The sequence below is a fragment of the Firmicutes bacterium HGW-Firmicutes-1 genome (genome assembly GCA_002841625.1).
Lineage (GTDB): Bacteria > Bacillota > Clostridia > Lachnospirales > Vallitaleaceae > HGW-1.
The window spans coordinates 1-22,624 of record PHAG01000020.1 but is presented as its reverse complement, the minus strand read 5'-3'; the positions used below and the strand labels follow the sequence as shown (position 1 = coordinate 22,624).

21 protein-coding genes are annotated in these 22,624 nt (G+C 34.5%); all 21 read left to right on the top strand.

Translation table 11 applies throughout. The annotated features are described in order from the left end of the window. On the top strand, positions 1-790 hold a 790-nt coding region (locus tag CVU84_17185), incomplete at its 5' end, for a recombinase family protein (protein PKM93182.1). After that, complete coding sequence (locus CVU84_17180) at positions 787-1,755, top strand: recombinase (protein PKM93181.1); 969 nt, start codon at positions 787-789, stop codon at positions 1,753-1,755. The genes CVU84_17185 and CVU84_17180, both read left to right, overlap by 4 nt. Then, on the top strand, positions 1,709-3,364 hold the full coding sequence (locus tag CVU84_17175) for a recombinase family protein (GenBank protein PKM93180.1): 1,656 nt from the start codon (positions 1,709-1,711) through the stop codon (positions 3,362-3,364). Before CVU84_17180 ends, CVU84_17175 begins: the two co-directional genes overlap by 47 nt. Positions 3,365-3,574: 210 nt before the next feature. Then, positions 3,575-3,967, top strand: a complete 393-nt coding sequence (locus CVU84_17170) for a resolvase (GenBank protein PKM93179.1) — start codon at positions 3,575-3,577, stop codon at positions 3,965-3,967. An 808-nt stretch (positions 3,968-4,775) separates the two neighbouring features. Further along, on the top strand, positions 4,776-5,351 hold the full coding sequence (locus CVU84_17165; GenBank protein ID PKM93178.1) for a TetR/AcrR family transcriptional regulator: 576 nt from the start codon (positions 4,776-4,778) through the stop codon (positions 5,349-5,351). 25 nt (positions 5,352-5,376) lie between these two features. Next, entirely contained in the window at positions 5,377-5,727 is a 351-nt protein-coding gene (locus CVU84_17160; GenBank protein ID PKM93177.1) for a hypothetical protein, read from the top strand. Positions 5,728-5,824: 97 nt separating this feature from the next. Further along, positions 5,825-6,691 (top strand): fatty acid-binding protein DegV, encoded by an 867-nt coding sequence (locus CVU84_17155; protein PKM93176.1) that lies wholly within the window; start codon positions 5,825-5,827, stop codon positions 6,689-6,691. A gap of 140 nt (positions 6,692-6,831) precedes the next feature. Continuing rightward, on the top strand, positions 6,832-8,520 hold the full coding sequence (gene ubiB, locus CVU84_17150) for a 2-polyprenylphenol 6-hydroxylase (protein PKM93175.1): 1,689 nt from the start codon (positions 6,832-6,834) through the stop codon (positions 8,518-8,520). A 44-nt stretch (positions 8,521-8,564) separates the two neighbouring features. Further along, positions 8,565-9,284, top strand: coding sequence for a hypothetical protein (locus tag CVU84_17145; GenBank protein PKM93174.1), 720 nt, complete (start codon positions 8,565-8,567; stop codon positions 9,282-9,284). Next, positions 9,232-9,753 carry an HD family phosphohydrolase gene (locus tag CVU84_17140; protein PKM93173.1) on the top strand — a complete coding sequence of 174 codons (522 nt, stop codon included), beginning with the start codon at positions 9,232-9,234 and terminating at the stop codon, positions 9,751-9,753. The genes CVU84_17145 and CVU84_17140 overlap by 53 nt, the downstream gene beginning before the upstream one ends. Positions 9,754-10,043: 290 nt before the next feature. Then, positions 10,044-10,433: a hypothetical protein gene (locus CVU84_17135; GenBank protein PKM93172.1), complete on the top strand. Its 390-nt coding sequence runs from the start codon at positions 10,044-10,046 to the stop codon at positions 10,431-10,433. 497 nt (positions 10,434-10,930) lie between these two features. Further along, on the top strand, positions 10,931-11,428 hold the full coding sequence (locus CVU84_17130) for a MarR family transcriptional regulator (protein ID PKM93171.1): 498 nt from the start codon (positions 10,931-10,933) through the stop codon (positions 11,426-11,428). Positions 11,429-11,865: 437 nt separating this feature from the next. Further along, positions 11,866-12,522, top strand: a complete 657-nt coding sequence (locus CVU84_17125) for a cytidylate kinase-like family protein (GenBank protein PKM93170.1) — start codon at positions 11,866-11,868, stop codon at positions 12,520-12,522. Between the two features lie 21 nt (positions 12,523-12,543). Continuing rightward, the gene (locus CVU84_17120; GenBank protein ID PKM93169.1) at positions 12,544-12,732 is read left to right on the top strand and encodes a 4-oxalocrotonate tautomerase; all 189 of its coding nucleotides are present in this window, start codon (positions 12,544-12,546) and stop codon (positions 12,730-12,732) included. 424 nt (positions 12,733-13,156) lie between these two features. Continuing rightward, positions 13,157-14,572, top strand: a complete 1,416-nt coding sequence (locus CVU84_17115; protein PKM93168.1) for an MFS transporter — start codon at positions 13,157-13,159, stop codon at positions 14,570-14,572. 81 nt (positions 14,573-14,653) lie between these two features. Further along, positions 14,654-15,457 carry a sulfite exporter TauE/SafE family protein gene (locus tag CVU84_17110; GenBank protein PKM93167.1) on the top strand — a complete coding sequence of 268 codons (804 nt, stop codon included), beginning with the start codon at positions 14,654-14,656 and terminating at the stop codon, positions 15,455-15,457. Positions 15,458-15,534: 77 nt separating this feature from the next. Next, entirely contained in the window at positions 15,535-16,401 is an 867-nt protein-coding gene (locus CVU84_17105; protein ID PKM93166.1) for a fatty acid-binding protein DegV, read from the top strand. A gap of 386 nt (positions 16,402-16,787) precedes the next feature. Continuing rightward, positions 16,788-17,189 carry a hypothetical protein gene (locus tag CVU84_17100; protein PKM93165.1) on the top strand — a complete coding sequence of 134 codons (402 nt, stop codon included), beginning with the start codon at positions 16,788-16,790 and terminating at the stop codon, positions 17,187-17,189. A 309-nt stretch (positions 17,190-17,498) separates the two neighbouring features. After that, complete coding sequence (locus tag CVU84_17095) at positions 17,499-18,131, top strand: hypothetical protein (GenBank protein PKM93164.1); 633 nt, start codon at positions 17,499-17,501, stop codon at positions 18,129-18,131. Continuing rightward, complete coding sequence (locus CVU84_17090; protein ID PKM93163.1) at positions 18,124-20,505, top strand: sulfate ABC transporter ATP-binding protein; 2,382 nt, start codon at positions 18,124-18,126, stop codon at positions 20,503-20,505. Before CVU84_17095 ends, CVU84_17090 begins: the two co-directional genes overlap by 8 nt. 861 nt (positions 20,506-21,366) lie before the next feature. Then, entirely contained in the window at positions 21,367-22,056 is a 690-nt protein-coding gene (locus tag CVU84_17085) for a GGDEF domain-containing protein (protein PKM93162.1), read from the top strand. The last annotated feature ends 568 nt before the right edge of the window (positions 22,057-22,624 follow it).

Here is a 22,624-nt window from a genome sequence, read left to right as displayed (position 1 = left end):
TGGAGAGATGCCTCAGTTTTTTATTAAGGACAATCATGAACCGATTATCACCAGAGAACAAGGAATAATGGTTCGTGAAATCTATGAATACCGCAGAAAACAGATGGGCGTGGATGACGGTGAAAAGTACAATAACCGTTATGAGCTAAGTAGCAAAATCATCTGCGAGGAATGTGGTGGAACCTTTAGAAGGCAAAAATTATACATTGGGAAACCTTTTGAAAAAATCCAGTGGAGTTGTATAAATCATCTTAACAACAAGGAAGAATGCAGGACGAAGGGCATGCGGGAAGATATTATCAAAAGCGCATATCTTACCATGTGGAACAAGCTAGTCAGTAATTATACCTATATCCTAATACCACTGCTAGACTCCCTAAAAAATCTGAGAACCTGTAAAGCGCAAGAAGATGATATCGAAAACTTAAATCACAAAATTATGGAACTGACTGAGCAGAGCCATATCCTGAGCCGAGTAGTGCAAAAGGGATATATGGACTCTGCTCTTTTTATACAAAAGCAAAATGAACTAAATATCGAGATTGAAGAAACAAAGAAAAAGAGGAATGGGTTCCTCGATTCAAACGGATTTGAAAAAGAGATTGAAGGAACCATAAGGCTCCTTGAAATTATCAAATACAATCCTGAAATCATGGATACCTATGACGAGAACCTACTTGCCCATACGGTGGATCAGGTGCTTATAGGACAAAGCGGGACCATCACTTTCAAGCTGATCAATGGACTTAAATTAACAGAGCGTATCAGTAAAGGTGGTGAGGATACATGATGCAGCGGCATATGCCCATGGGATACAAAATGGTAAATGGACAAATAGAAATAAATGAAGAGCAAGCAGAAATAGTTAAATCGATATTCATAGACTATATCAAAGAGAAATCATTGAAAGCCATTGCAAAAAAAATGACAGAGCGAGGTATCCTCAATGCCAATAAGAAACCCAATTGGAATCATGGTTCAGTAGGCAAGATACTACAGAATGTTAAATACCAAGGGGATGAGCTTTACCCACGGCTTATAGATGAGGCGACCTTTAAAAAAGCCCAGGACCTAAGAACCGCTACTGAAGTAAAGCTTGGAAGATCACAGCAATTTAATGCGATGAAAAATCAAAGCATTTTTAGCGGAAAAATCAAATGTGGTGAATGCGGAGAAACCTATAAAAAGTATGTCGAACACGCAGGCAAGCCTTCAGAGAAAATCAAATGGAAATGTAGAAACTATATTTTTCAAAACCGAGTTTTATGCCGAAACAGTTTTTTCACAGAAGATGAGCTGAAGAGCATATTTACAGAAGCTACGAACCATTTGATCAGGCAAAAAAAGAGACTTGATAAGATACAACCAGATGAACCGCCGAAAATGAATCTCGAACTCAGACAGACTGATAATAGAATTAAAGAACTCGAGCAAGACGGTGAATTTTCAAGTCCAGAACTTGTAGAGCTGATTTTTAAAAGAGCTGAGCTTAATTATGAAGGCTCAAAAATTGCGGATCACAAGCTAAATACTGAAAAAATAAAAGAGGCTCTAACAGGTATTAATGCCATGACAGAATTTAATGAGGAACTGTTTGAAACCATTATTAAACAGATGACAGTCTATAAAGAGACATTTGTGAAAGTGGAATTTATAAATGGAATCACTTTCAACATAAGCATTGAGTACAAACGAAAGGATGGTAAAAATGGCAGTAGTGAAAAAAACGGTAGCAATCATACCGCCTCAAGTTAAATATGACAAACATACACGAGTAGAACAGAAAACACTTCGAGTAGCAGCCTACTGCAGGGTCAGCACCATGCTGGAGCAACAGGAAGGGAGCTATGAAGCTCAGGTTGACTATTATACGGAGAAAATCAATAGCAATCCCAACTGGAAGTGTGCAGGCATATTCGCTGATGATGGCAAGAGTGCCACACAAACAAAGAAACGTGATGATTTTAATGTAATGATCGAAGCCTGTATGGCAGGAAAAGTAGACTTGATCCTGACAAAATCGGTAAGCAGATTTGCTAGAAATACAGTGGATGCCCTTCAATATATCCGAAAGCTGAAGGAAAAGAACATCCCAGTCATTTTTGAAAAAGAAGGGGTCAACACCATGGAAAGTGGTGGCGAACTCCTGATTACGATCCTGAGCAGCCAAGCACAGGAAGAAAGCCGTAACATCAGTGAAAACACAAGATGGGGCTTAACAAGGCGGTTTGAAAACGGAATTATATCAGTCAATCATAAGAAGTTTTTAGGCTACACAAAAGATGACGATGGAAACCTAGTGATTGTGCCAAATGAAGCCATTATTGTAAAGCGGATCTACCGAGAATATTTAGAAGGTAAAAGCATACTTCAAATAGCCAAAGGACTAGAAGAAGACGATATCAGAACGGTAACGGGTCTTGAACACTGGCATCCCGGGACAATCGACAAAATGCTCTCCAACGAGAAATTCTGCGGCGATGCGTGTATGCAAAAAACCTACACCATCGATTTTCTCACAAAGAAAAAAGTGAAAAATGAGGGCTATGCGCCACAATATTACATCGAAGATAACCACGAAGCAATTATCCCAAAAGAGCTATATCATCAGGTGCAGGTGGAAAAGGCCAGAAGAGCAAGTCTAAACAAATCTGCGGTTACAAGGAAATCAAACAAGTCAAAAAAAGAAAAGAGCAAATACAGCTCGAAGTACGTACTAACCGAACTGCTTGAGTGTGGAGAATGTGGCCATGCTTATAGAAGACAGACCTGGTCCAAATATGGACAAAAATCAGCTGTATGGCGATGTGAGGACAGGCTAAAAAATGGAACAAGCTCGAGATGTCAAAACTCGCCCACATTAAAAGAAGAGCAGCTCCACGATGCCATTATGAAAGCCATCAACAAAGTAGTCGAAAACAGTGGCGATTTTATAGAGACCTTCAGAGAGAATGTCATACGGGTCATAGGCAATTACAGTACTCAAGGGGTTACAACGGAATACGATGACCAGATAGATCAACTGCAAAAGCAGATGCTCAAACTCATCGAAGATAACGCAAGACAAGGCGCTGTAAGCGATGAATTTGACGATGCATACAAACACTTATCCGAGCGAATCAATGAGCTTAAACAGGCGAAATTAAAGCTTGTAAGGGCACAGAAACAAGCAGAGAACTATGCAGAGCGGGTTGATGCACTGGACAAGGCTGTGGCCACTGTAAACCCACAAGTGAGGGAATTTGACCAAGAACTTGTGAAGCGGTTGATATATAGCATAAAGGTGCATAAGGGGCTGAAGATAACGATACAATTTCACTCAGGAATTGTGATGACTGAGGAAGTGGATTGTTATGAGGATTAGTCGATGGAATAAGTAAATCTCAGTAAACAAAACCAAAGAAAAATTCATTAGCAACCGTCCGATTATTTAGGACAGTTGCTTTCTTTCGTCAAATAAGAATCATGGCTACCGTAATTATCAATGCAATTACGGTTATCTATTTTCAAGAGTTAATTGATAAGCAAATGACCTATAGCTAATAATTTTATAAATAAGAATGGAGCAGATGATATGACTACAGATGAGCTATATGAATTGATGGAGGACGGCAACCTTGGCTATGCCTGTGTTTATAAACTTGGAGAGCAAGGGATGCATACGGATTATATGTTTAAAATGACTGCTGAGAACATTGCCAATTTTATTGGTAAGAATGCTTATGCAGCTGACAAGATTATTATGACGGATATGTGTGACAGCCTAGTTTGTGAATCTATTTATGGCGGATTTATTATGAATTGCCCAGATCAAAATCTCTGTCAAGAAATCATCTCTCACTTGGTACCTATACAAATGGGAGAAGCAGAACCGAAAGAATTCCCAGTGGCGTCCAAAGAAGAGATGCAAGCACTTTGGGATGCTGAAGAAGCATCTGTCATGCAGGCGGAGTTTAGAATGTTGTAGATGAATTACATCCTATACTCAAGTTTGGGGAAGTGAGGATGTCAACTGTGAATGGACTATTGGAAAATGCAATAATCAAATTTAAGAATCTCTTTCTGAGACTAGTTTTCTGGATTAGAGATTTGTATAAATGCGAGTGGAATCGAATATCCTGTAGCAATCATTTACTCCTTTGTACCTTGTTTCTCAATTATATTAAATCAAACTGATAATAAGATAAAAAGAAGCGGATACATAGGTATGTTACAGAAGACCCCCCCACAAATTAGGCCCTTCAAAAATATGTCCTCACTAAAATTAGCAATATTAAACATCCTGGCAGCTGTAAATAAGATAAAATGTTATTCGGAATTCATTTAGAAAATCCTGCAGAGCAAAAAGTACAATGGAGTGCATTATTGCAAAAAACTTATATTATTAGCTTTCTTATAAAGTCAAAAGTTATGAACAACAGGTTCGTTCCACAATATGATGTTGAAAATAACCACGAACCCAATATTTCACGTGGATATTGATGCTGGTGTAGCAACAATTGGTGAAAATAGTTATCATATTTAAATTAATGAAATAAACAAATTTATGGTTATAGTTATACATTGTCTAACATCGCTTGTTACGCAGAATGTGGTGAGATTAATAGTATAGTCCAGTGTAAGTATAAAGTAATAAAGAATTACACCATTCTACTTTTCTAAATGGAAGTTAAGTAAACGAGAAATTAGCAGTTTGGTTGTTGACAAACATATCAAAAAATAGTACAATAAAAATACAAATCGGACGTACGACCGAATTGCAAGGTGGTGACATTGTGCTTACTGAAACAAATCGACAAACTCAGTCGGAGAAAATATTATTAGCTGCTTATGCATGTATATCGGCTAGAGGTTATGCCAATGTTTCAATGAGAGACATTGCTGATGAGGCTGGAGTAGTATTAAGTCAGTTAAATTATTATTTTAGAAACAAAGAGGGGTTGTATAAAGAAGTTGTAGGAATGATGATTACAAAATACTTAAAAGAAATCGAAGAATCATTAAAGCAAAAAAATTCACCTCAGAAAAGAGCAAAAGGATTAATTAATTACTTTAGTAATATGTTACAGCATAATCCAGAACTTTTTAGATTGCTCTATGATTTTACAGGCTTAGCTATTTGGTCTCCGGTATTCAGCAGTTTGCTTAGTGAATTATTTAAAGAATTATCGAATATGATTGAAAAATATGTTTTTTGTGATTTTCAAACAAAGGAATTAAAGGGCTACTCAACAAAAACTTTGTCTCGTTTAATTTTGGGGTCGATGTTTGGTACAGGGATTCAGGTTTTACTTGACAAAGACGAAGAATTGCCAGAAGCATTAAACGCTATGCAAATATTATTTGAATAATTTTATGAAAGAGAGGTAATTTATTATGTCAGGATTAGTTGAAAAGTCAATCAATATAGGTCTTGGGTTGTTTTCTTACTCCAGAGAAAAAATTGAAGAAGTAATTGATGAATTAGTGAATAAAGGTGAAGTTGCTAGGAAGGATGCAAAGGACCTAGTTAATGATTTAGTGAAAAAAGGCGAGGAACAACGCGAAGATTTCAAGAAAATGGTCAAGGATGAAATTCTAGAAGCTTTAGATGCAAAAGATATTGCCCGAAAAGAAGATCTCATGGGAAAAGAGGATTTTAGAAAGATTGTAAGAGAAGAGTTGGTTGATATATTAAAAGAAAAAGAAATAGCTACAAAAAAGGATATAAACGAGTTTAAAAAATAAGATTTTGATTGGCCAGTTAGAAAAGGTAACAACGGTAGATTTTAAAATGTTGTTTATATTTTTAGCTGGGCAATCATTTATTTGAGAGGTGTTAGAATTGGGAATAGTTATAGTTACTGACTCAAATTGTGATTTGCCAGTTGAATATATTTCCAAAAACAATGTACATGTTATTCCATTTACCTTTGTACTAAATGGGGTTAGTTATATAGATGATTTTGGGAAATCTTTAAGCTATAAGGCATTTTACAACGAAATACGAAAAGGCAGCATGCCAACAACTGCTCAGATTACTGCATATACTTTTGAAAATGAATTTAGAAGTTTTATTTCAAAAGGAGATTCAGTTATTTATATAGGATTTTCTTCTGCTCTAAGCGGAACTTATAATAGCTCTGTTATAGCTAGAAATGAAATAGTGGAAGTAGCCCCAGAAGCAGATATAACAGTGGTTGATTCGAAAAGTGCTACTGTTGGTCAGGGTTTGTTAGTGTATTACGCATGCGAGATGTTAAAACAAGGAAAATCTAAACAGGAAATCGTAGATTGGATTGAGTCAAACAAACTTAAGGTTAATCACTGGTTTACTATCGATAGTTTGGAACATTTAAAACGGGGGGGACGAATATCATCCGCCAGTGCAGCTATAGGTGGTATGCTCGAAGTTAAACCAGTTTTAAATGTCTCCAATGATGGAAGTCTTAACGTTGTAAAAAGAATTAGAGGAAGAAAAAAATCAATTAGGACTTTACTTGAAGAATTTAAAACTCGTGCCATTAAACCTGAAGAACAGATGATATACATTACTCATGGTGATTGTGTAGAAGATGCAGAGAATCTAAAATCTCTGATTTTGAGTGAGACAACGGCAAAAGCCATAGTAATAAATGATTTAGGGCCAATTGTTGGGACTCATACAGGACCAGGGATGTTAGGTGTATTTTTTTTAGGAAAAGAAAGATAGTTATGTTGTCTGTTTTATTAAGATTTAAAAAGGTATATGAGCTTATTAATATTTAAGCAGATATAGATGACAGGATTTCTTTCAATCTATTTCTGCTATTTTTTTTCGATAAATGAGATTAGAATGAGTGGTGATAAACGATGGCGGTTAGTAAATATAGAAAATTAAAGAGATCCAAGCAAATTATCAGGATATTTGCAAATCATGGATTTGGCACTTTAATAGACAGATTGGGCATCCTTAAATATCTTAAAATAAAGAAGCAAACAAATGAATATACAGAGAGGGAAACTTCAAAATTGTCAGTTGGGGAGAGACTAAAATTATCTTTCGAAGAATTGGGACCAACATTTATTAAATTAGGTCAAATCATGAGTACTAGACCGGACTTATTGCCACGTGATATTATTAACGAACTGGAAAAACTTCAAGATTCAGTGGCACCATTTCATATAAGTGAAGTAAGAGAAGTAATAGAAGTTGAGCTGGGAGATAAACTTGAAAACATATTTAAAGAGTTTAATGAGGAATCCATAGCAGCAGCATCTATTGGTCAAGTCCACCGTGCAAAATTACTTTCAGGCAAGGATGTTGTTGTAAAAGTACAAAGACCAAATATCGAGAAAAATATTGAGCTAGATATGGGTATATTAAAAGACTTAGCTTATTTTATTGATAATCGAACTAGGTTTGGAAAACTTTATAGCTTTAGCAAAATGGCTGAAGAATTTGAGACTACTTTAACGAATGAATTAGATTTTAGGTTGGAAGGAGAAAATGCAGAAACTTTTAAAGTGAATTTCAAGGATGATGCCAATGTGCTCGTTCCTGAAATTAGTTGGATTCATACAACTAAACGTGTTGTAACAATGGAAGAAATCAAAGGGAATTCGTTAAAAGATTTTGAAGCATTAGATCAATTAGGATTAGATAAAACAATAATTGCGAGAAATTTAGCTAGCTCAATTTTATATCAAATATTACGAGATGGTTTCTTCCACGGCGATCCTCACCCAGGGAATATAATGGTGCTTGAGAATAATACAATAGCATTTTTAGATTTGGGTATGATAGGCCAATTGAACACACATAGGAAAAACCAATTTCTGAAAATGCTGATGGGAATAACGCTGAAAAATAGTAAACTGATTGTTCAAGCAATTGTTGAACTTGATGCAATGTCAGAAAGAATTAACATGAGAAAGCTGGAAAAAGATATTGATCGATTGAGAGACCAAGTTTTATCAGTCCCTTTGAGTCAAATAAAAATCGGTGAAATTTTCAATGAGATTTTTGATTTGGCTTTTTCTTATAACATTACAATTCCAAGCGAATTCACTATGCTTGCTAAATCCCTTATTACTTTAGAAGGGTTGGTTGAAAAGTTGGATCCTGATCTAAATGTCTTGGAAATTGCTGAACCTATTGCAGCAAAATTAATTTTCACTTTGATTTCACCAGATAAAATTGGCAAGGAAATTCTGGGTGGTGCGATGGATTACGGTAATCTTGTACGCAAATTTCCAGCTGTTTTATTGAATTTTCTAGACAAGTTTGACCACGATGATTTTACAATGCAATTTAAAATGAAAGAGGCTGACCGATATGCACAAAAGTTTGATAGGTCATTTAGCCAGTTATCAATAAGCTTAGTACTTCTATCTATCAGTATAGTAATCGCTGGAATGATCGTTGGATTGGGTTTAACTGATATGGCAAGTACTGAAATAATTACACTCGCCATTACAACACTCAAAGCTGGACTTCTCTTAGCAGGAATAGTTATTTTGGCACTGATTTTTTCGATTATTAGATCAAGGCACTTATAAAATGGACATTGGAAAATAATTAACACTTAAAGTGAGGCTTTAATATGATAATTGATTTTATACTTTTTTTTGCACTTTATTCATTCATTGGATGGGTGCTGGAGACAATATTTGCCAGTGCATTACAAAGAAAATTTATTAACAGAGGGTTTTTAATAGGACCATTCACTCCAATTTATGGATTTAGTGCGATTTTAATCATTCTTTTACTAGTCTGGATTTCTATTTCTGAGCAAAATGCACTCATTACACTCATCAAAAATATACTTTTATCCACACTAATGGTTACCACGTTGGAGTTCATAACTGGATATTTACTTGAAAAAATATTTCATTCAAAATGGTGGGATTACAGCGATAATTTTTTAAATTTTAAAGGCTATATATGTTTTAAATACTCCATTTTATGGGGCGTGCTTGCCTTTGCATTAATTCAAATTGTCCATCCATTTATGGAACAATTCATTTACTTACTCCCTGAATCAACAAAGATGTACATTGCAATATTCTTTATGGTATATTTCATTTTTGATTCGTTAGTATCAGCCATTGGCGCATTGAATTTAAGGAAAGTGATTATTCACTACTCGGATTTAACATTGGATAAATATAAAGAGAAAATAATTAAGTATAAACGAATTTTTCTTGCATTTCCCCAATTGTTAATTTTAAATGCGAATGTTTTAAAACGTGATGTGAGGAGCATTTTAAATGGGAGAATTGATAAAGTCAAAGATAAAAATAAGTTCGGATTTCACGATTGAAAAAGAATATAAAGATTGTATAAGTGAGCTGATTAATCATGAGATGGTGGAATCAATGAAAAACTTTATACAGCATGGTGATATAAACTGCCTTGAGCATAGCATTTATGTGTCCTATATTAGTTTTCTGGTTTGCAGGCAACTGAAGCTTGACTATCGTTCTGCAGCCCGAGGTGGATTACTACATGATTTTTTCTTGTATGACTGGCATACAGAAAAACCATATAAAGGACTACATGGATTTAATCATTCCTTTATTGCATTACAAAATGCAAATAAATATTTCAAATTGAATGAAAGGGAAAAGGACATCATACAAAAGCATATGTGGCCTTTAACTATAAGCTTACCAAGGTACAAAGAAACTGTCGTTGTACTTTTGGCAGACAAATATTGCGCGTCACGAGAAATTGTTAAATTTGGAAACAGGAAAAATGTTAGCAAATTAAAAGAAATATTAGGAATATGAGTAAACTAGAATGCCGAAGTGGGTAAAGCAGGCGTTTAAAACTTTATTAAACTGACACTATTTTATTTAAGTATAAATCAGGTTCTCAATTTTCAAGATTAGTTTCCTGTTGAAGAACAAGTAGTTCTTTCTCTTGGTCTCTGCGATTCTCAGTTTTCTTGATCGAACCTGAAGTCTGATGTTGTGGATTTGCAAGATAAGTATTATAATTATTGTAATAATGTTGAATATAATGGTATGTATCTACTCGTTTGTACTTGGAGGACACTCGTACTCAGCATTACTAATTGATGGAGGTTAAAATGAAAAAATTCAGAATGACAATCATGTGCAGGGATATTGAAGCATCGAAGAAGTTTTATCAAGATTTCGTTGGGTTGAAACCATTCAGAGAATTTACGACCGGCGAAGAGACTCTGGGAGGGGCATCACTCTGCTTCATGGAAGATGAGAGCGGTGAGATTGAAGTGGAACTTGTATGCGCATCCAGAGGTGACAAGTGTACATCAAAAGGTTTGGTCGCCTGCTTCTTCACAAATGAAGAAGGCATCGTTGCAAAACAGCAGCGAGCACTCGATATGGGATACAATGCTACAGAGATCAGGAAACCCGATGAGAACAGCACATATTTCTACGTTTATGACCCAGATATGATATCAATTGAATTCAGAGTTGGATAACAGCAGGCCAGGTCTTCATTGAATAATCGAAGTTTTTTGTTAGACAAAGGTTGCTGAGGTCTGAAAATGGGGTAAGTCGAAATAGTGATATCCAGCCTGCATTATCAAGTTGCCGCAGCATATCTCAGCATTACATGCCCTTCATCCACCGTTCGGGTTCCGTCAGTTTCATTCGGTTTTTCACAAATGATGTTTCTGATATGTTCAACCTTATATTATGTACCTGAATGTGGGATTCCTGATTTAAAAAATCTTTAATCAAAAAAATGCGGCATTTATTTCATTTGACGTTGTAGTCGCCGCACTTTTATCCCTTTTGATATTGAATCGATGATTTTTTTTTGAGAAAGAACTACTTGCATTGTGAAAGGAAACTAAATAGGGTTGCGAATATTAAACATGGAGCGAGTTTTGCTTCATAGTTTCTGTTTTTATAGTTGCGTTAGCAACTTGTTTTCAATATAACATAGTTGAAAATGCAACGAAGTTATGAAAGGATGTTGGCGGTGGATAAAAATGAACATTCAATTGCCCGATGGATTTCAATACTATATCGGTATGGACAGGGTTACATTGGCAAGAACATTGAATCGTATAACATTGGTAGCGGTCAATATATTTTTCTTATTGCCTTATATAAAAAAGAAGGAATAAGCCAGGAACAAATCTCTGAGTACCTAAAAGTTGATAAGGCAACCACCGCTAGAGCTATCAAACGTTTAGAGAAGGAAGGGTATATCAGACGTGATATTGATGAAAACGATAAAAGAGCATATAAGATTTATTTGACTCAAAAAGCATTGAATATAAAATCTGAATTATATGATGTGCTAAATAAATGGGAAAATATGCTTTCATCCGGCTTATCGGAAAACGAGAAAGAAGTATTCCCGAAGATGCTAAAGAATATGGCTGAAAGTGCTTCAAATAGTGCGCAGGCAATGCTTTTCGAAATAATAGACAATTACAACACAACAAGTTGTGAGAAAGACTAGAAATGAAACAGATAAATATAAGTGGATGGCATTATTATGCATTTCGTTGGGATAGCTCTTTTCAGCTCATTTTGTCAAAGAGAGTCACACAGAGCTGCCATAGCTGGAATATGAGGTTGCTGAAGACGAAGGACTTGCTTTTGCTCTTTGAAGCAATCAGTTAAACGTGAAAAAGGCGAAAAGTAAATTTTATGCGTATATTTTATCGGAATTCAAGGTATGGATTCGATTGTTGCCGAGATTAAGTTATCCTCGTGTGCAATATCAATGATAGTTATGTCACCTAAGACATGTCATTAATCCAGTTAGCTATTTGGGATTTTATCATCGGGTATTTCTTTTTAAAAAGTCCATAACTTAAGTGGGCATTCGAATCTGAACTAAATTTAAATAGTAGAAAATTATAACTGTAAAGAAAGAATGAGGAGGTTGTGAAAATGGTACAAGGATTACCTTTGGTTATTACAATTAACCGCCAGTTGGGCAGCGGTGGAGCTTTTTTGGGACGCCAGTTGGCAGAAAAGCTGAAAATGCTGTATTTGGACCGGGAAATAATTAACAAAGTAGCTGAAGAGTTAGGAACACTGCCGGAAAATCTAGAATGGCGAGATGAAAGAATCATTTCCAAATGGCAGGCGATTATTAACTCGATTGGATATTCCCAATCGGTACTTTATTCGCCGGCTGAATATATTATGCCGTCTGATAAAGAAATTTTCAAAGCTGAGTCGGATATCATTTTGAAGATTGCAAATGAAAGATCTGCAGTTATTATCGGAAGAGGCAGTTCTTATATCCTACAAAATCATCCCAATCATGTAAGTATATATCTGCATGCCAATGTGGAGTTTCGTAAACAAAGAGTCCAGGAAATCTACGGTGTTTCATCCGAAGATGCTATAAAGTCTATGGAGTCATCAGATAAGTTCCGGGCTCGTTATATTCATGAGCTCACCGGACTTGAAATGAATGATGCCAGACAATATCATTTATCCATTGATACTGGGGTGCTTGGGTTAGAAAAAGCTGAAAATTTAATTTATGACTATTTGCGTACAAGGTTTGGAAATGTGGATTCGATAGTTAAAAACTAAAAAATGAAAGAAGGTGGAAATATGCCGTTTATACAGTTTGATGGACCTGAGCTTAGTAAAGAGAAGAAAGCTGAGCTTGTTGCTAAGCTGACTCAGACTTCTTCAGAAGTATTGGAATTGCCGGAGCAAGCATTCCAAATTTTGATAAGAGAGAACAGTATGGATAACATTGGTGCTGGAGGCAAATTGTTATCTGAAAGACACAAGTAATTTCTAAAGATCAACAAGTACTGTGTTAACCAAGATTTTCGCTGCCATGGAAAGAATGGGAGGTTAGAGGAAGTAAAGTTGAAAAGTATTTTATTGGTAGATAGTATGTTCACTTCCAGAAGTTCTTTAAAATGAATCATGGAGGAACACTGTTTTACTGTTGTAGCCGAAACTGATGATGCCCAAACTACTGTAGAAAGACATGCTGAATTTCATCTGGATATTATAGTGAACTCCTCATCGTCTATTCTCAATGGATATGATTTGTTAAGAATTTTTGAATCAAGGCATTTGCCCTAACACCATCATCATTTAATCGATCAATAATCTAACAGAGTCTAAGGCTGTTGTTGCCAAACAGTCTAAAGTTTATATATTAAGCGCATTTAGTTAACTAAGCTACCGGATGTGCTTAATAATTTCTATGTTACGGAAGGAATATGGTGATCTATATTTGAAGCTAAACATATCCAATGAAAAAACAACTTTGTATGTTGTTATTGTCACATCTTTTTTGACTACATTTATGGGAAGCTCCATAACCCTATCAATCCCTTCTATAGGCACGGAATTCAACAGCAGTACAATATTGCTCAACTGGATAGTTACGGGTTATATATTGGCATCTGCTGCTTTTTCACTGCCAATGGGAAGGTTTTCCGATATCGTCGGAAGAAAAAGGATATTCATAGGTGGCATATGGTTGTTTTCTATATTTACTTTATTATCAGGACTAACATGGTCTATACATGTGCTTATCATTTTCAGAATTATGCAGGGATTAGCCAGTGCGATGATTTTTAGTACGAACATAGCAATTTTGCTTTCCGCATTTCCGCCACAAAAAAGAGGACTCGCTTTAGGCTTTTCCACCTCGGCTACATATATAGGTCTATCTACAGGACCTGTAGTCGGGGGTTTTCTTAATCATTATCTGGGATGGAGATCAATTTTTTATATAGTTTTTGCCCTGGGTCTTGCTGTAGGCATATTTGCTACATTATACCTAAAAGAACAGCACGAAGGGTTAAAAGACGAAAAACCTGATTTAACAGGCAATATTCTTTATATCTTATTTATAACTTCACTGCTTTACGGAATTTCCGCATTTTCCTCAGTAGCATGGGCAAAGTACATTATTATTCCGGGATTGATTATGTTCGGTGTTTTTGTTTATCATGAATTACGAACGGAGCACCCTGTCATACAGGTGCGGCTTTTTAAGGATAATCTTGCATTCTCATTATCTAACTTGGCTGCACTCATAAATTACAGCGCAACTTTTGCCATAGGTTATCTCATTTCACTATATCTCCAGATTGTATTAAAATACGATTCCCAAATTGCAGGTTTAATTCTGCTGAGTCAGCCACTGATTATGGCAATTCTTTCTCCTTTTACCGGAAGGCTTTCCGACAGGACAGAAGCGCGTATTGTAGCTTCATTAGGCATGGGTATTACTGCACTTGGTCTATTGATTTTCTCCTTTATTTCTGGTAGTTACCCATTATGGCTGATTATAGTAAATCTTATTCTAATTGGCATCGGGTTGGCTCTATTTTCATCACCAAACACTAATGCAGTGATGGGAACGGTTGAAAAGAAATACTATGGTGTTACTTCCTCTGTGCTTGCAACTATGCGTTTGATTGGTCAGGCTGTCAGCATGGCTGCGGTAACATTGATAATGTCTATATATATTGAAAAATCAACAATGGCAAATATACCGCCTAATATGCTTTTAAAAAGCATAAGGGTAACATTTATACTTTTTACCATTGCCAGTTTATTTGGAATATTTGCTTCTCTTAAAAGGGGAAACATGATCAGTGATAGTTGAAGAAATTTAAGAACCTTTCCATAGCTCCATTGAGCAGAGCTATGTTTGAAAATTAGTGAGCGATTTCAGGAGGTAATAAAAGTGCATTTGCCGATTTATGTATTACCTGTGGCAGGACTTGCCATAGGTCTTCTAATTTCTTTTATGGGTGGAGGCGGAGGAATATTTTATGTTGGAATGCTAACAGGATTGTTTGCTATTTCAATGGATCAAGCTGTGTCTGTATCTCTTGCAACAATTATCCCGACAACCCTGGCAGCTTCAATAAGTCACTACAGGGCAGGAAATGTAAAGCCCAAAATAGGATTTCTACTTGTGGCAGGCGGAATTGTCGGGGTAGTCGCTGGTTCCTATCTTGTCACAATTATTCCGGTAAAAGTTCTTAAAATAATATTTGGGATTTTTCTTCTAGTCATGGGAACCGGAATGGTGATTTCAAGAAAGAAAAAGCAAGTCAAAGAAGAAGTATCAGAAAGTGGACAATTCGAAGAACCTAATGCTAATGAAAGTAAGCCTATTTCAAAACTTTTTATAGTAAAAGGCTTGGTATTTGGGCTACTCGGTGGGTTAATGTCAGGTATGCTCGGTGTAAGCGGCACGCCTCCAATCCTTGCAGGACTGTACAGCATGGGTCTTTCCTCTTTGGAGGTAGTGGGCACTTCAGTTATGGTGCTATTTTTTATAGCTATTACAGGAGTGGTAACCCATAGTGCATTTGGAACTCTGAATTGGCTACTGGTGATCCTGCTTGCATCCGGAACTATAACCGGTGCAATACTTGGACCTTTACTAGGTAAGCGGATAAACAAAATAGCTTTGGAAAGATTCTATGGCCCGTTTTTTATTGTATTTATTTTATTGATGGGAATTTCGATGTTTATCTAATATTTATAAAATGTGATTAATAGAATGAATTAAGATTGACAATTAATCTTATAAATATTTCTTCAAAAGGAGACCTTATGAAAATAAAAATAATAACAGATTCAAATTGTGAATTATCAAAAGAATATATTATTGAAAATCATGTACATGTTATACCATTCTATTTCCAACTGGGTGGAATTGAATATAAAGATAATTTTGGGTCAGAAGTTAGTTATAAGGAGTTCTATAATAGGCTTCGAAATGGTGAAATGTCGACTACTACTCAAATCACACCTTTTATTTTCGAAGAGATTTTTAACGAATATATAAATGAAGGTTATGATGTTATTTATTTAGGATTTTCATCAGCTTTGAGCGAAACGTTTAACTGTGCCCAGATTGCTCGGAATTCAATATTATCGAGAAATAGTGATGCAAATATTACTGTTTTTGATACTCGGAGCGCTTCTTCTGGTCAAGGATTAATCGTATTTAAGGTAATTGAAATGCTTAATATGGGAAGAACAAAAGAAGAAATAATAGATAATCTGAAAATTTTGAGAATGAATTTAAATTCTTGGTTTATTGTAGATAATCTCGAACACTTGAAGCGCGGTGGTCGAATTTCTGCAACTAATGCGGCATTTGGAAAAATAATGGAAATTAAACCGATACTTAAACTGGATTATGAAGGCAAAATCGTAGCATCTGATAAAGTCAGAGGTAGGAAAAAATCAATTAAAGCATTGTTCGATAAATTTGAAAATAATGCTTTCGACAATGAAATTCAAACAGTTTTTATTCATCACGCAGATTGTTTAAAAGATGCTGAGTCTCTTAAAATGATGATTACAAGGTGCAATAAAGTAAAAGAGGTCATTATTAATGAAATGGGGCCAATAATAGGATCGCACACAGGTCCAGGTTCAATCGCGATTGCTTTTTTAGGAAATCAAAAATAAAGTATTTGGAAATGGTAGTCATCTATATGCTGTAAAGCTAATTTACCGGTTTCAGGAAGGTATGAATAATAAGTTAGATCTTGAATTTTATTGAATTTAGCTATTTAAACAAACACGGACTAGTTTGATTTCTAAAGTTAATGAGTCAACAATCATTAGATCGATAGAAGTGATTTTATGAGGAAAGCAATTTGTTATATGTAATTGTGTGGTTATTATTTATACTTTTTTAGCGAATGGTTATTTTTAGAGCTTGGATTACAGAAAGAGTGACCTCTCAAAAAAATATGTATATATTTACTAAACTACAAAATAATTGCAAATGGAGTTTGAGAAAACTATAATATTGAAATCGTTCAGTATAAGATAAAAGAAAGAGGAAAAATATGATACAGGAAATAGGTGGACTTCTTGGAACGTTCACAGGTGTTTTGATTATAATGGCAGCCTGCAATTTCGTTTTTAAGTTCATAAACCGAAAATGGGGTAAGAAAATTCGTGTCAATGAAAAGAATGGTAAAAAACTTAATTCAATTATAAAGTTTTTCAGTAAACAACACGTTAGATTTGGTGTTTTGGCAATAGTGATTATGGTGATACATGTAATATTCCAATATAGTTGGTATGGTTTAAGTAAAACCGGTATGATTGCTTTGATTATAATGGGATTGCAAGGAATACTTGGTATAATGTTAAAAAAGAATAAAAACAATAAAAAAACAATTTTAATGTTTCACAGACTTGTACCAATAATGTTAATTATAATACTTGCGTTTCATCCTGCATAAGTTGATAAAATGCATAAGCTCATATTTTGTTTTAAAATATATGTTTTGTCACATCTGTTTTAGTTTTTGGTTCTATTGACCATCACTTGGTGAAGTTAGAGTGTACTTATTAGACATCCACAGTACTGTTCTTTTATCGATAACAGTAATTTGTGAGGGGGTTGAATGTAAGTACATTTTTTTAATTATATAAGTAAATTTAGAATTTATTTTTTTTCATTTCAACATATAACGTTGAACTAAAAAACTAATTTGACAAATGACAGGTTGTCATATATAATTACGTGTACCACAAAGCGAGGTGATTTTATGCCAACATCCACTTTTTTCAATTTACCAAATGAAAAAAAGAGGAAAATAATTTGCGCAATTAAAGATGAGTTTTCTAGAGTGCCATTTGATGAAGTGTCAATTAACAAGATCGTTTATACAGCAGAAATACCGAGAGGAAGCTTTTACCAATATTTTATCGATAAAAATGATATGCTTGAGTTCATACTTTTAGAATTCCAGAATCAGATGATTGAACAAGTAAAAATAAGTTTGCATGAAAATAATGGTGATATATTCATTATGATTAGAGACATTCTTAATTTTACAGTTGAATTTGTTCTAGAAGAAAAGGCAAACAACTTTTGTAAGAATTTGTTTGCTGATATTAAAGTAAACAGTAAATTTTACTTAAAGATGCCCCAAAATGCTACTGAAAAGAAAATATTTGAAGAATTGAAGCCATGGATTAATCTTGAACTGCTTGATTTGCGAGAAGAAGATGATTTGTCAAATATGATTGATATTCTTTTTTCAATCTGCAGGGACGCAACTGCTGAGACCTTTCTTAGAATTTCTGACATCGAAATTGTTAAACAAAAATATACGCAGAAGCTTCAACTGTTAAGGCGAGGCTTCATGAAAGGAAAGGAGTTAAATAAGGATGCTTGAATTTAAAAATATCAAAAAAACATATCATGTTGGAGGGATTGAAACAAGAGCACTAGACGATATCAGTGTTGCTTTTCGTGAAAAAGAGTTTGTTGCAATTTTAGGCACGAGTGGCTCTGGCAAAACTACTTGTTTAAATATCATTGGTGGTCTTGACCATTATGATTCAGGTGAATTGATTATTAAAGGGAAGAAAACTTCTGATTTCCAAGAGCAAGACTGGGATGCTTATCGCAATAATTCGATAGGATTTGTATTTCAAAACTATAACTTGATCACACATTTGAGCATCATTGCTAATGTTGAACTGGGCATGACTCTTAGCGGCGTACCCGCTGAGGAAAAACGCAAGAGAGCACTTGAGGTTTTAGAACAAGTTGGTCTTAAAGATCATCTACACAAGAAGCCAAATCAGTTATCTGGTGGACAAATGCAACGTGTTGCCATTGCAAGAGCACTTGCAAACAATCCTGAAATACTTTTATGCGACGAACCAACGGGTGCCTTGGACACTGTGACGAGCATTCAGATTATGGATTTGATAAAAGAAGTAGCAAAAGATCGTTTGGTTATTGTGGTCACACACAATCCTGAGATTGCAGATCAATATGCAGACAGAATTATTAGGTTTCAAGACGGCAAAATTATAGCAGATAGTCATCCACATCAAGAAAAACCAAAACCGGATAGTTTTGTTCTTAAGAAAACTAGCATGAACTTTTTAATGGCATTAAAGCTTTCATTTACTAATCTAAGGACCAAAAAAGGAAGGACTTTTTTAACGGCACTTGCATCCAGTATCGGGATTATAGGAATAGCTGTTATTCTGAGCCTATCTACAGGGTTTCAAACGCAAATAGATACTTTCCAGAGTGATGCGTTGTCCGAGTTCCCTATCATAATATCTCAATCACCTATTCAATTAGATGCAGAAAATATATCCAGTATGCAGGATCTTATGAAAGATAAAATGATGGGTACTGAGGAATATGCTGATTCTGATGAAGTGTATCTTTATGATCCCGCAAAAACCAGTATTGCGCATCAGAATAAACTCACAGATAACTATATTGAATATTTGAATGAGATAGATCCTGAAATATGCAGTAGTATAGGCTTTACACGTATTGTTGGCATGAACATGTTGCGCGATGTTAAAGGTACTATTAAACCAGTTATGCTTACTAATATTATGGCATCGCTTGGAGACGGTATGAGCATTTCAAGCATGTCAAATATGGCTAATTTACAAAGCATGAATGCCATTGGTCTTTCGTCATACCCAAAGCAGTTAAAAGAGGGTGATGAATCCTATCTTATTAAAAATTATGAATTGCTCTCCGGAGAATATCCAAAGAGCGCAACTGACTTAGTTCTTGTAATAGACGCAAAGAACAGAATTGACTTTAATACACTCAAAGGGCTTGGTTTTGACACTGAAAATATCGAGAGTATTAAATTTAAAGATATTCTTGGTACAGAGTTCAAAATAATTTCAAATAATGATTTTTATGTCAAAACAGAGATGGGGTCTTTCCTTCCAGGTCAAGATTATGAAAAAATGTTTGCTTCTGAGAAAAGCATTACTACAAAAATTGTTGGAGTTATTCGTCAAAAACAAGATGTACGCATAGGAATTCTTGGTTCCGGCATTGCTTACAGTGATGAGTTAACTCAAATAGTTATTGATGATGCAATCAATTCTGAAATTGTTAAAGCTCAGATGTTGAGCGATAAAAACATCATGTCATTGGAGGATATGGATAAAGATACAAAGTCTAATTTTTTATCTTATCTTGGCGGAAATGATACTCCTTTTATGGTCATGGTGTATCCTGACAATTTTGAAGATAAAGATGAAGTTCTTGCTTATTTAGACGCATTTAATGATGGAAAAAATATAGATGATCAAATTATTTATTCTGATTTGTCAGGAACAATGACAGACCTTACAGGTGGAATAATGGATGCTATAACTGTTATTCTGATTGCCTTTGCCGCTATTTCACTTGTTGTCAGTTTGATTATGATAGGCATTATCACTTATACTTCAGTATTGGAACGTACTAAGGAAATTGGCGTGTTGCGTGCTTTAGGGGCAAGGAAGAAAGATATTACGCGTGTATTCAATGCAGAAACCTTTATTTTGGGTGTGTTTTCTGGACTACTTGGAATCAGCATAGCTGGACTTTTGACAATACCAATAAACTCGATTATTTTTAATTTGACCGAATTAAAAGGTGTTGCTAATCTTCAAATCTTACATGCTATTATGCTGGTAGTTATCAGCACTATTCTGACGGTTCTTGGTGGACATATTCCAGCAAAAATTGCATCAAGAAAAGATGCTGTTGAAGCTCTAAGAAGTGAGTAGTATATCATTGAAGAAGTTTCTGATGCGTTTCAATAAATGTATAATTAAGTTTTGTAAAATTGCTTAAATTTTTCTCTAGTAAGTTTTATTGTAAGATAATATTGGTAAATAGATAATCTATTAATAAAATTCATATGTTTTTAAAATATTTATGACTTGGATAAAGCAACAGCCTGCTGATAGTAAATCAACATGCTGTTGCTTTTAGGATTATATAGTCTTAATATATATTCGTGTCCGTTAATATCTTATTTGTTTTTCAATCACAATTCCATGTTTATTGTTATATACATCAAAATACTGGATAAAATTTCTGTTTCCAAAAGCGTCCGGTGAACACTCTGATTATAAAAAAGCTCGGATTACCCCAAAGATAAGTTTGGAAATTTGATATTATAATTTGTCTATATCATTAATAGAGGTAAGTGTTATAAACTTAAGTCTAAGTAAAAAATTGAATTATTGTCTTCCAATCGAGTATTTTCATGAAACACAGCTATTTAATTATATTTAGTTCTAGATTGATTTATCCTTGACTTGCATACGATTACAATTGTTGGAAGAGCATCGCAGATAGTGTGGAGAGGGATTGCCATTCACTTCCTAACATATATTGTAGTTTCCTGCGTGAATTGGTGGATCAATTTAGTGTGGAATACTCAGTTCGCAACAAAAAGGTGAATTAATTGTTTATTTAGAAGATCTTAAACATTGTTTGATAAATATTTACAGAATAGGATTTTATGTATAAAATATAATTAATAAACAAGTAACTATAAAAGCTTGTAAGACGTTTATGATATTTATAGTGAAAAATTGTAAATGAATAAGAAAAATAGTTAAGTGGGGTGGCCGTTTTATATGAGAGATGCTATATATAAAAATATCCATGTTTATATGGGGGTTTGTGGATTGTTAATTAGTTCTATATTTTATTTTTTATATAAAAATATAAAACCACCTTTCCATGATTATTATTGGATGAGCGTTATTGCATCTCTGACTGTTATGAGCATCTTTTGTGGCAAATGGATAAAAAACTTAATGTACTATGCTTATAAAGATACACTTACGAACCTATATAACCGTAGATACTTATATGAAAAATTGGAATTTGAGTTAAAAAGACTAAATCGTTCAAAAACTGAACTTTCTTTAGTCATAATTGATATTGATCATTTTAAAAAAGTAAATGATAAATATGGGCACTTGGGTGGCGACAAGCTTCTCAAACGGGTTTCAGAAATTTTCAAAATAAATTCTAGAGAGATTGATACAATTGCACGATGGGGAGGTGAAGAATTTGCCATTATTTTTCCTGACACTAATAATCAAGACGCATTAAAATATGCCGAACGTTTAAGGAATACAATAGAGAAATCTGAAAAATGTTATGGTGTTACAGTTTGTATTGGTGTGGCAACAACAGATAAACCGATTGCTATAGATTTATTATTTGCAGAAGCAGATAAAGCACTATTTCAAGCAAAATCAGTCAGGAATAAGGTAGTAGGTGCAAATTTCACGTTATGTGAATTTTCAATAAATTAACATCGGATGAGGATTGTATTTTGTATTTTATATTATGAGGAAACCTTATAGCTATTGGATGTCTTTATAAAAAGAAAATGTAGTTTTCAAATGAGAAAGAGATTGAAAATAATATTGTAGAGTTAGATTAAAGCGCAAGACTAATTGGCACACTTACGATGAAGCTGATTAATTAACTTATGATATTATTCTAGATGAATTAAATGAATACTATGAAAATTGGAGATCTTTAGAGAATCAATGAGAAGAATTATCTTGAAATGAAGTTTATTTAATTAGCTTGTTTTGATTCGTCAGAAGGGCGAATCAGATAATTCGAGATTAACAGAGATCAGAAGCACATAGGTACCACGCAGGTAAAACACTACTTCTGATATCAGAATAGAAATGGTAAGAGATATATGGTAAAAAATACCTCTCCGTCAAGAAACCAATGGGTCTTAGCGTCATCATTTTTGTCTACTCAAGGCATGTGGAGACCTGTTGTCTGTTGAAACGTTTATAAACACTGGAGTTGAGTTGGTACGCAGTATTACGATTTCAAGGGTTCGGAAACATAAATAAAGAA

What these genes read in the sequence shown, in the direction of transcription:
- CVU84_17180 (PKM93181.1), top strand. Translation starts at nt 787, where the DNA reads ATGATGCAGCGGCATATGCCCATGGGATACAAAATGGTAAATGGACAA.
- CVU84_17175 (PKM93180.1), top strand. Translation starts at nt 1,709, where the DNA reads ATGGCAGTAGTGAAAAAAACGGTAGCAATCATACCGCCTCAAGTTAAA.
- CVU84_17170 (PKM93179.1), top strand. Translation starts at nt 3,575, where the DNA reads ATGACTACAGATGAGCTATATGAATTGATGGAGGACGGCAACCTTGGC.
- CVU84_17160 (PKM93177.1), top strand. Translation starts at nt 5,377, where the DNA reads ATGTCAGGATTAGTTGAAAAGTCAATCAATATAGGTCTTGGGTTGTTT.
- ubiB (PKM93175.1), top strand. Translation starts at nt 6,832, where the DNA reads ATGGCGGTTAGTAAATATAGAAAATTAAAGAGATCCAAGCAAATTATC.
- CVU84_17145 (PKM93174.1), top strand. Translation starts at nt 8,565, where the DNA reads ATGATAATTGATTTTATACTTTTTTTTGCACTTTATTCATTCATTGGA.
- CVU84_17140 (PKM93173.1), top strand. Translation starts at nt 9,232, where the DNA reads ATGGGAGAATTGATAAAGTCAAAGATAAAAATAAGTTCGGATTTCACG.
- CVU84_17135 (PKM93172.1), top strand. Translation starts at nt 10,044, where the DNA reads ATGGAGGTTAAAATGAAAAAATTCAGAATGACAATCATGTGCAGGGAT.
- CVU84_17130 (PKM93171.1), top strand. Translation starts at nt 10,931, where the DNA reads ATGTTGGCGGTGGATAAAAATGAACATTCAATTGCCCGATGGATTTCA.
- CVU84_17125 (PKM93170.1), top strand. Translation starts at nt 11,866, where the DNA reads ATGGTACAAGGATTACCTTTGGTTATTACAATTAACCGCCAGTTGGGC.
- CVU84_17120 (PKM93169.1), top strand. Translation starts at nt 12,544, where the DNA reads ATGCCGTTTATACAGTTTGATGGACCTGAGCTTAGTAAAGAGAAGAAA.
- CVU84_17115 (PKM93168.1), top strand. Translation starts at nt 13,157, where the DNA reads ATGTTACGGAAGGAATATGGTGATCTATATTTGAAGCTAAACATATCC.
- CVU84_17105 (PKM93166.1), top strand. Translation starts at nt 15,535, where the DNA reads ATGAAAATAAAAATAATAACAGATTCAAATTGTGAATTATCAAAAGAA.
- CVU84_17100 (PKM93165.1), top strand. Translation starts at nt 16,788, where the DNA reads ATGATACAGGAAATAGGTGGACTTCTTGGAACGTTCACAGGTGTTTTG.
- CVU84_17095 (PKM93164.1), top strand. Translation starts at nt 17,499, where the DNA reads ATGCCAACATCCACTTTTTTCAATTTACCAAATGAAAAAAAGAGGAAA.
- CVU84_17090 (PKM93163.1), top strand. Translation starts at nt 18,124, where the DNA reads ATGCTTGAATTTAAAAATATCAAAAAAACATATCATGTTGGAGGGATT.
- CVU84_17085 (PKM93162.1), top strand. Translation starts at nt 21,367, where the DNA reads ATGAGAGATGCTATATATAAAAATATCCATGTTTATATGGGGGTTTGT.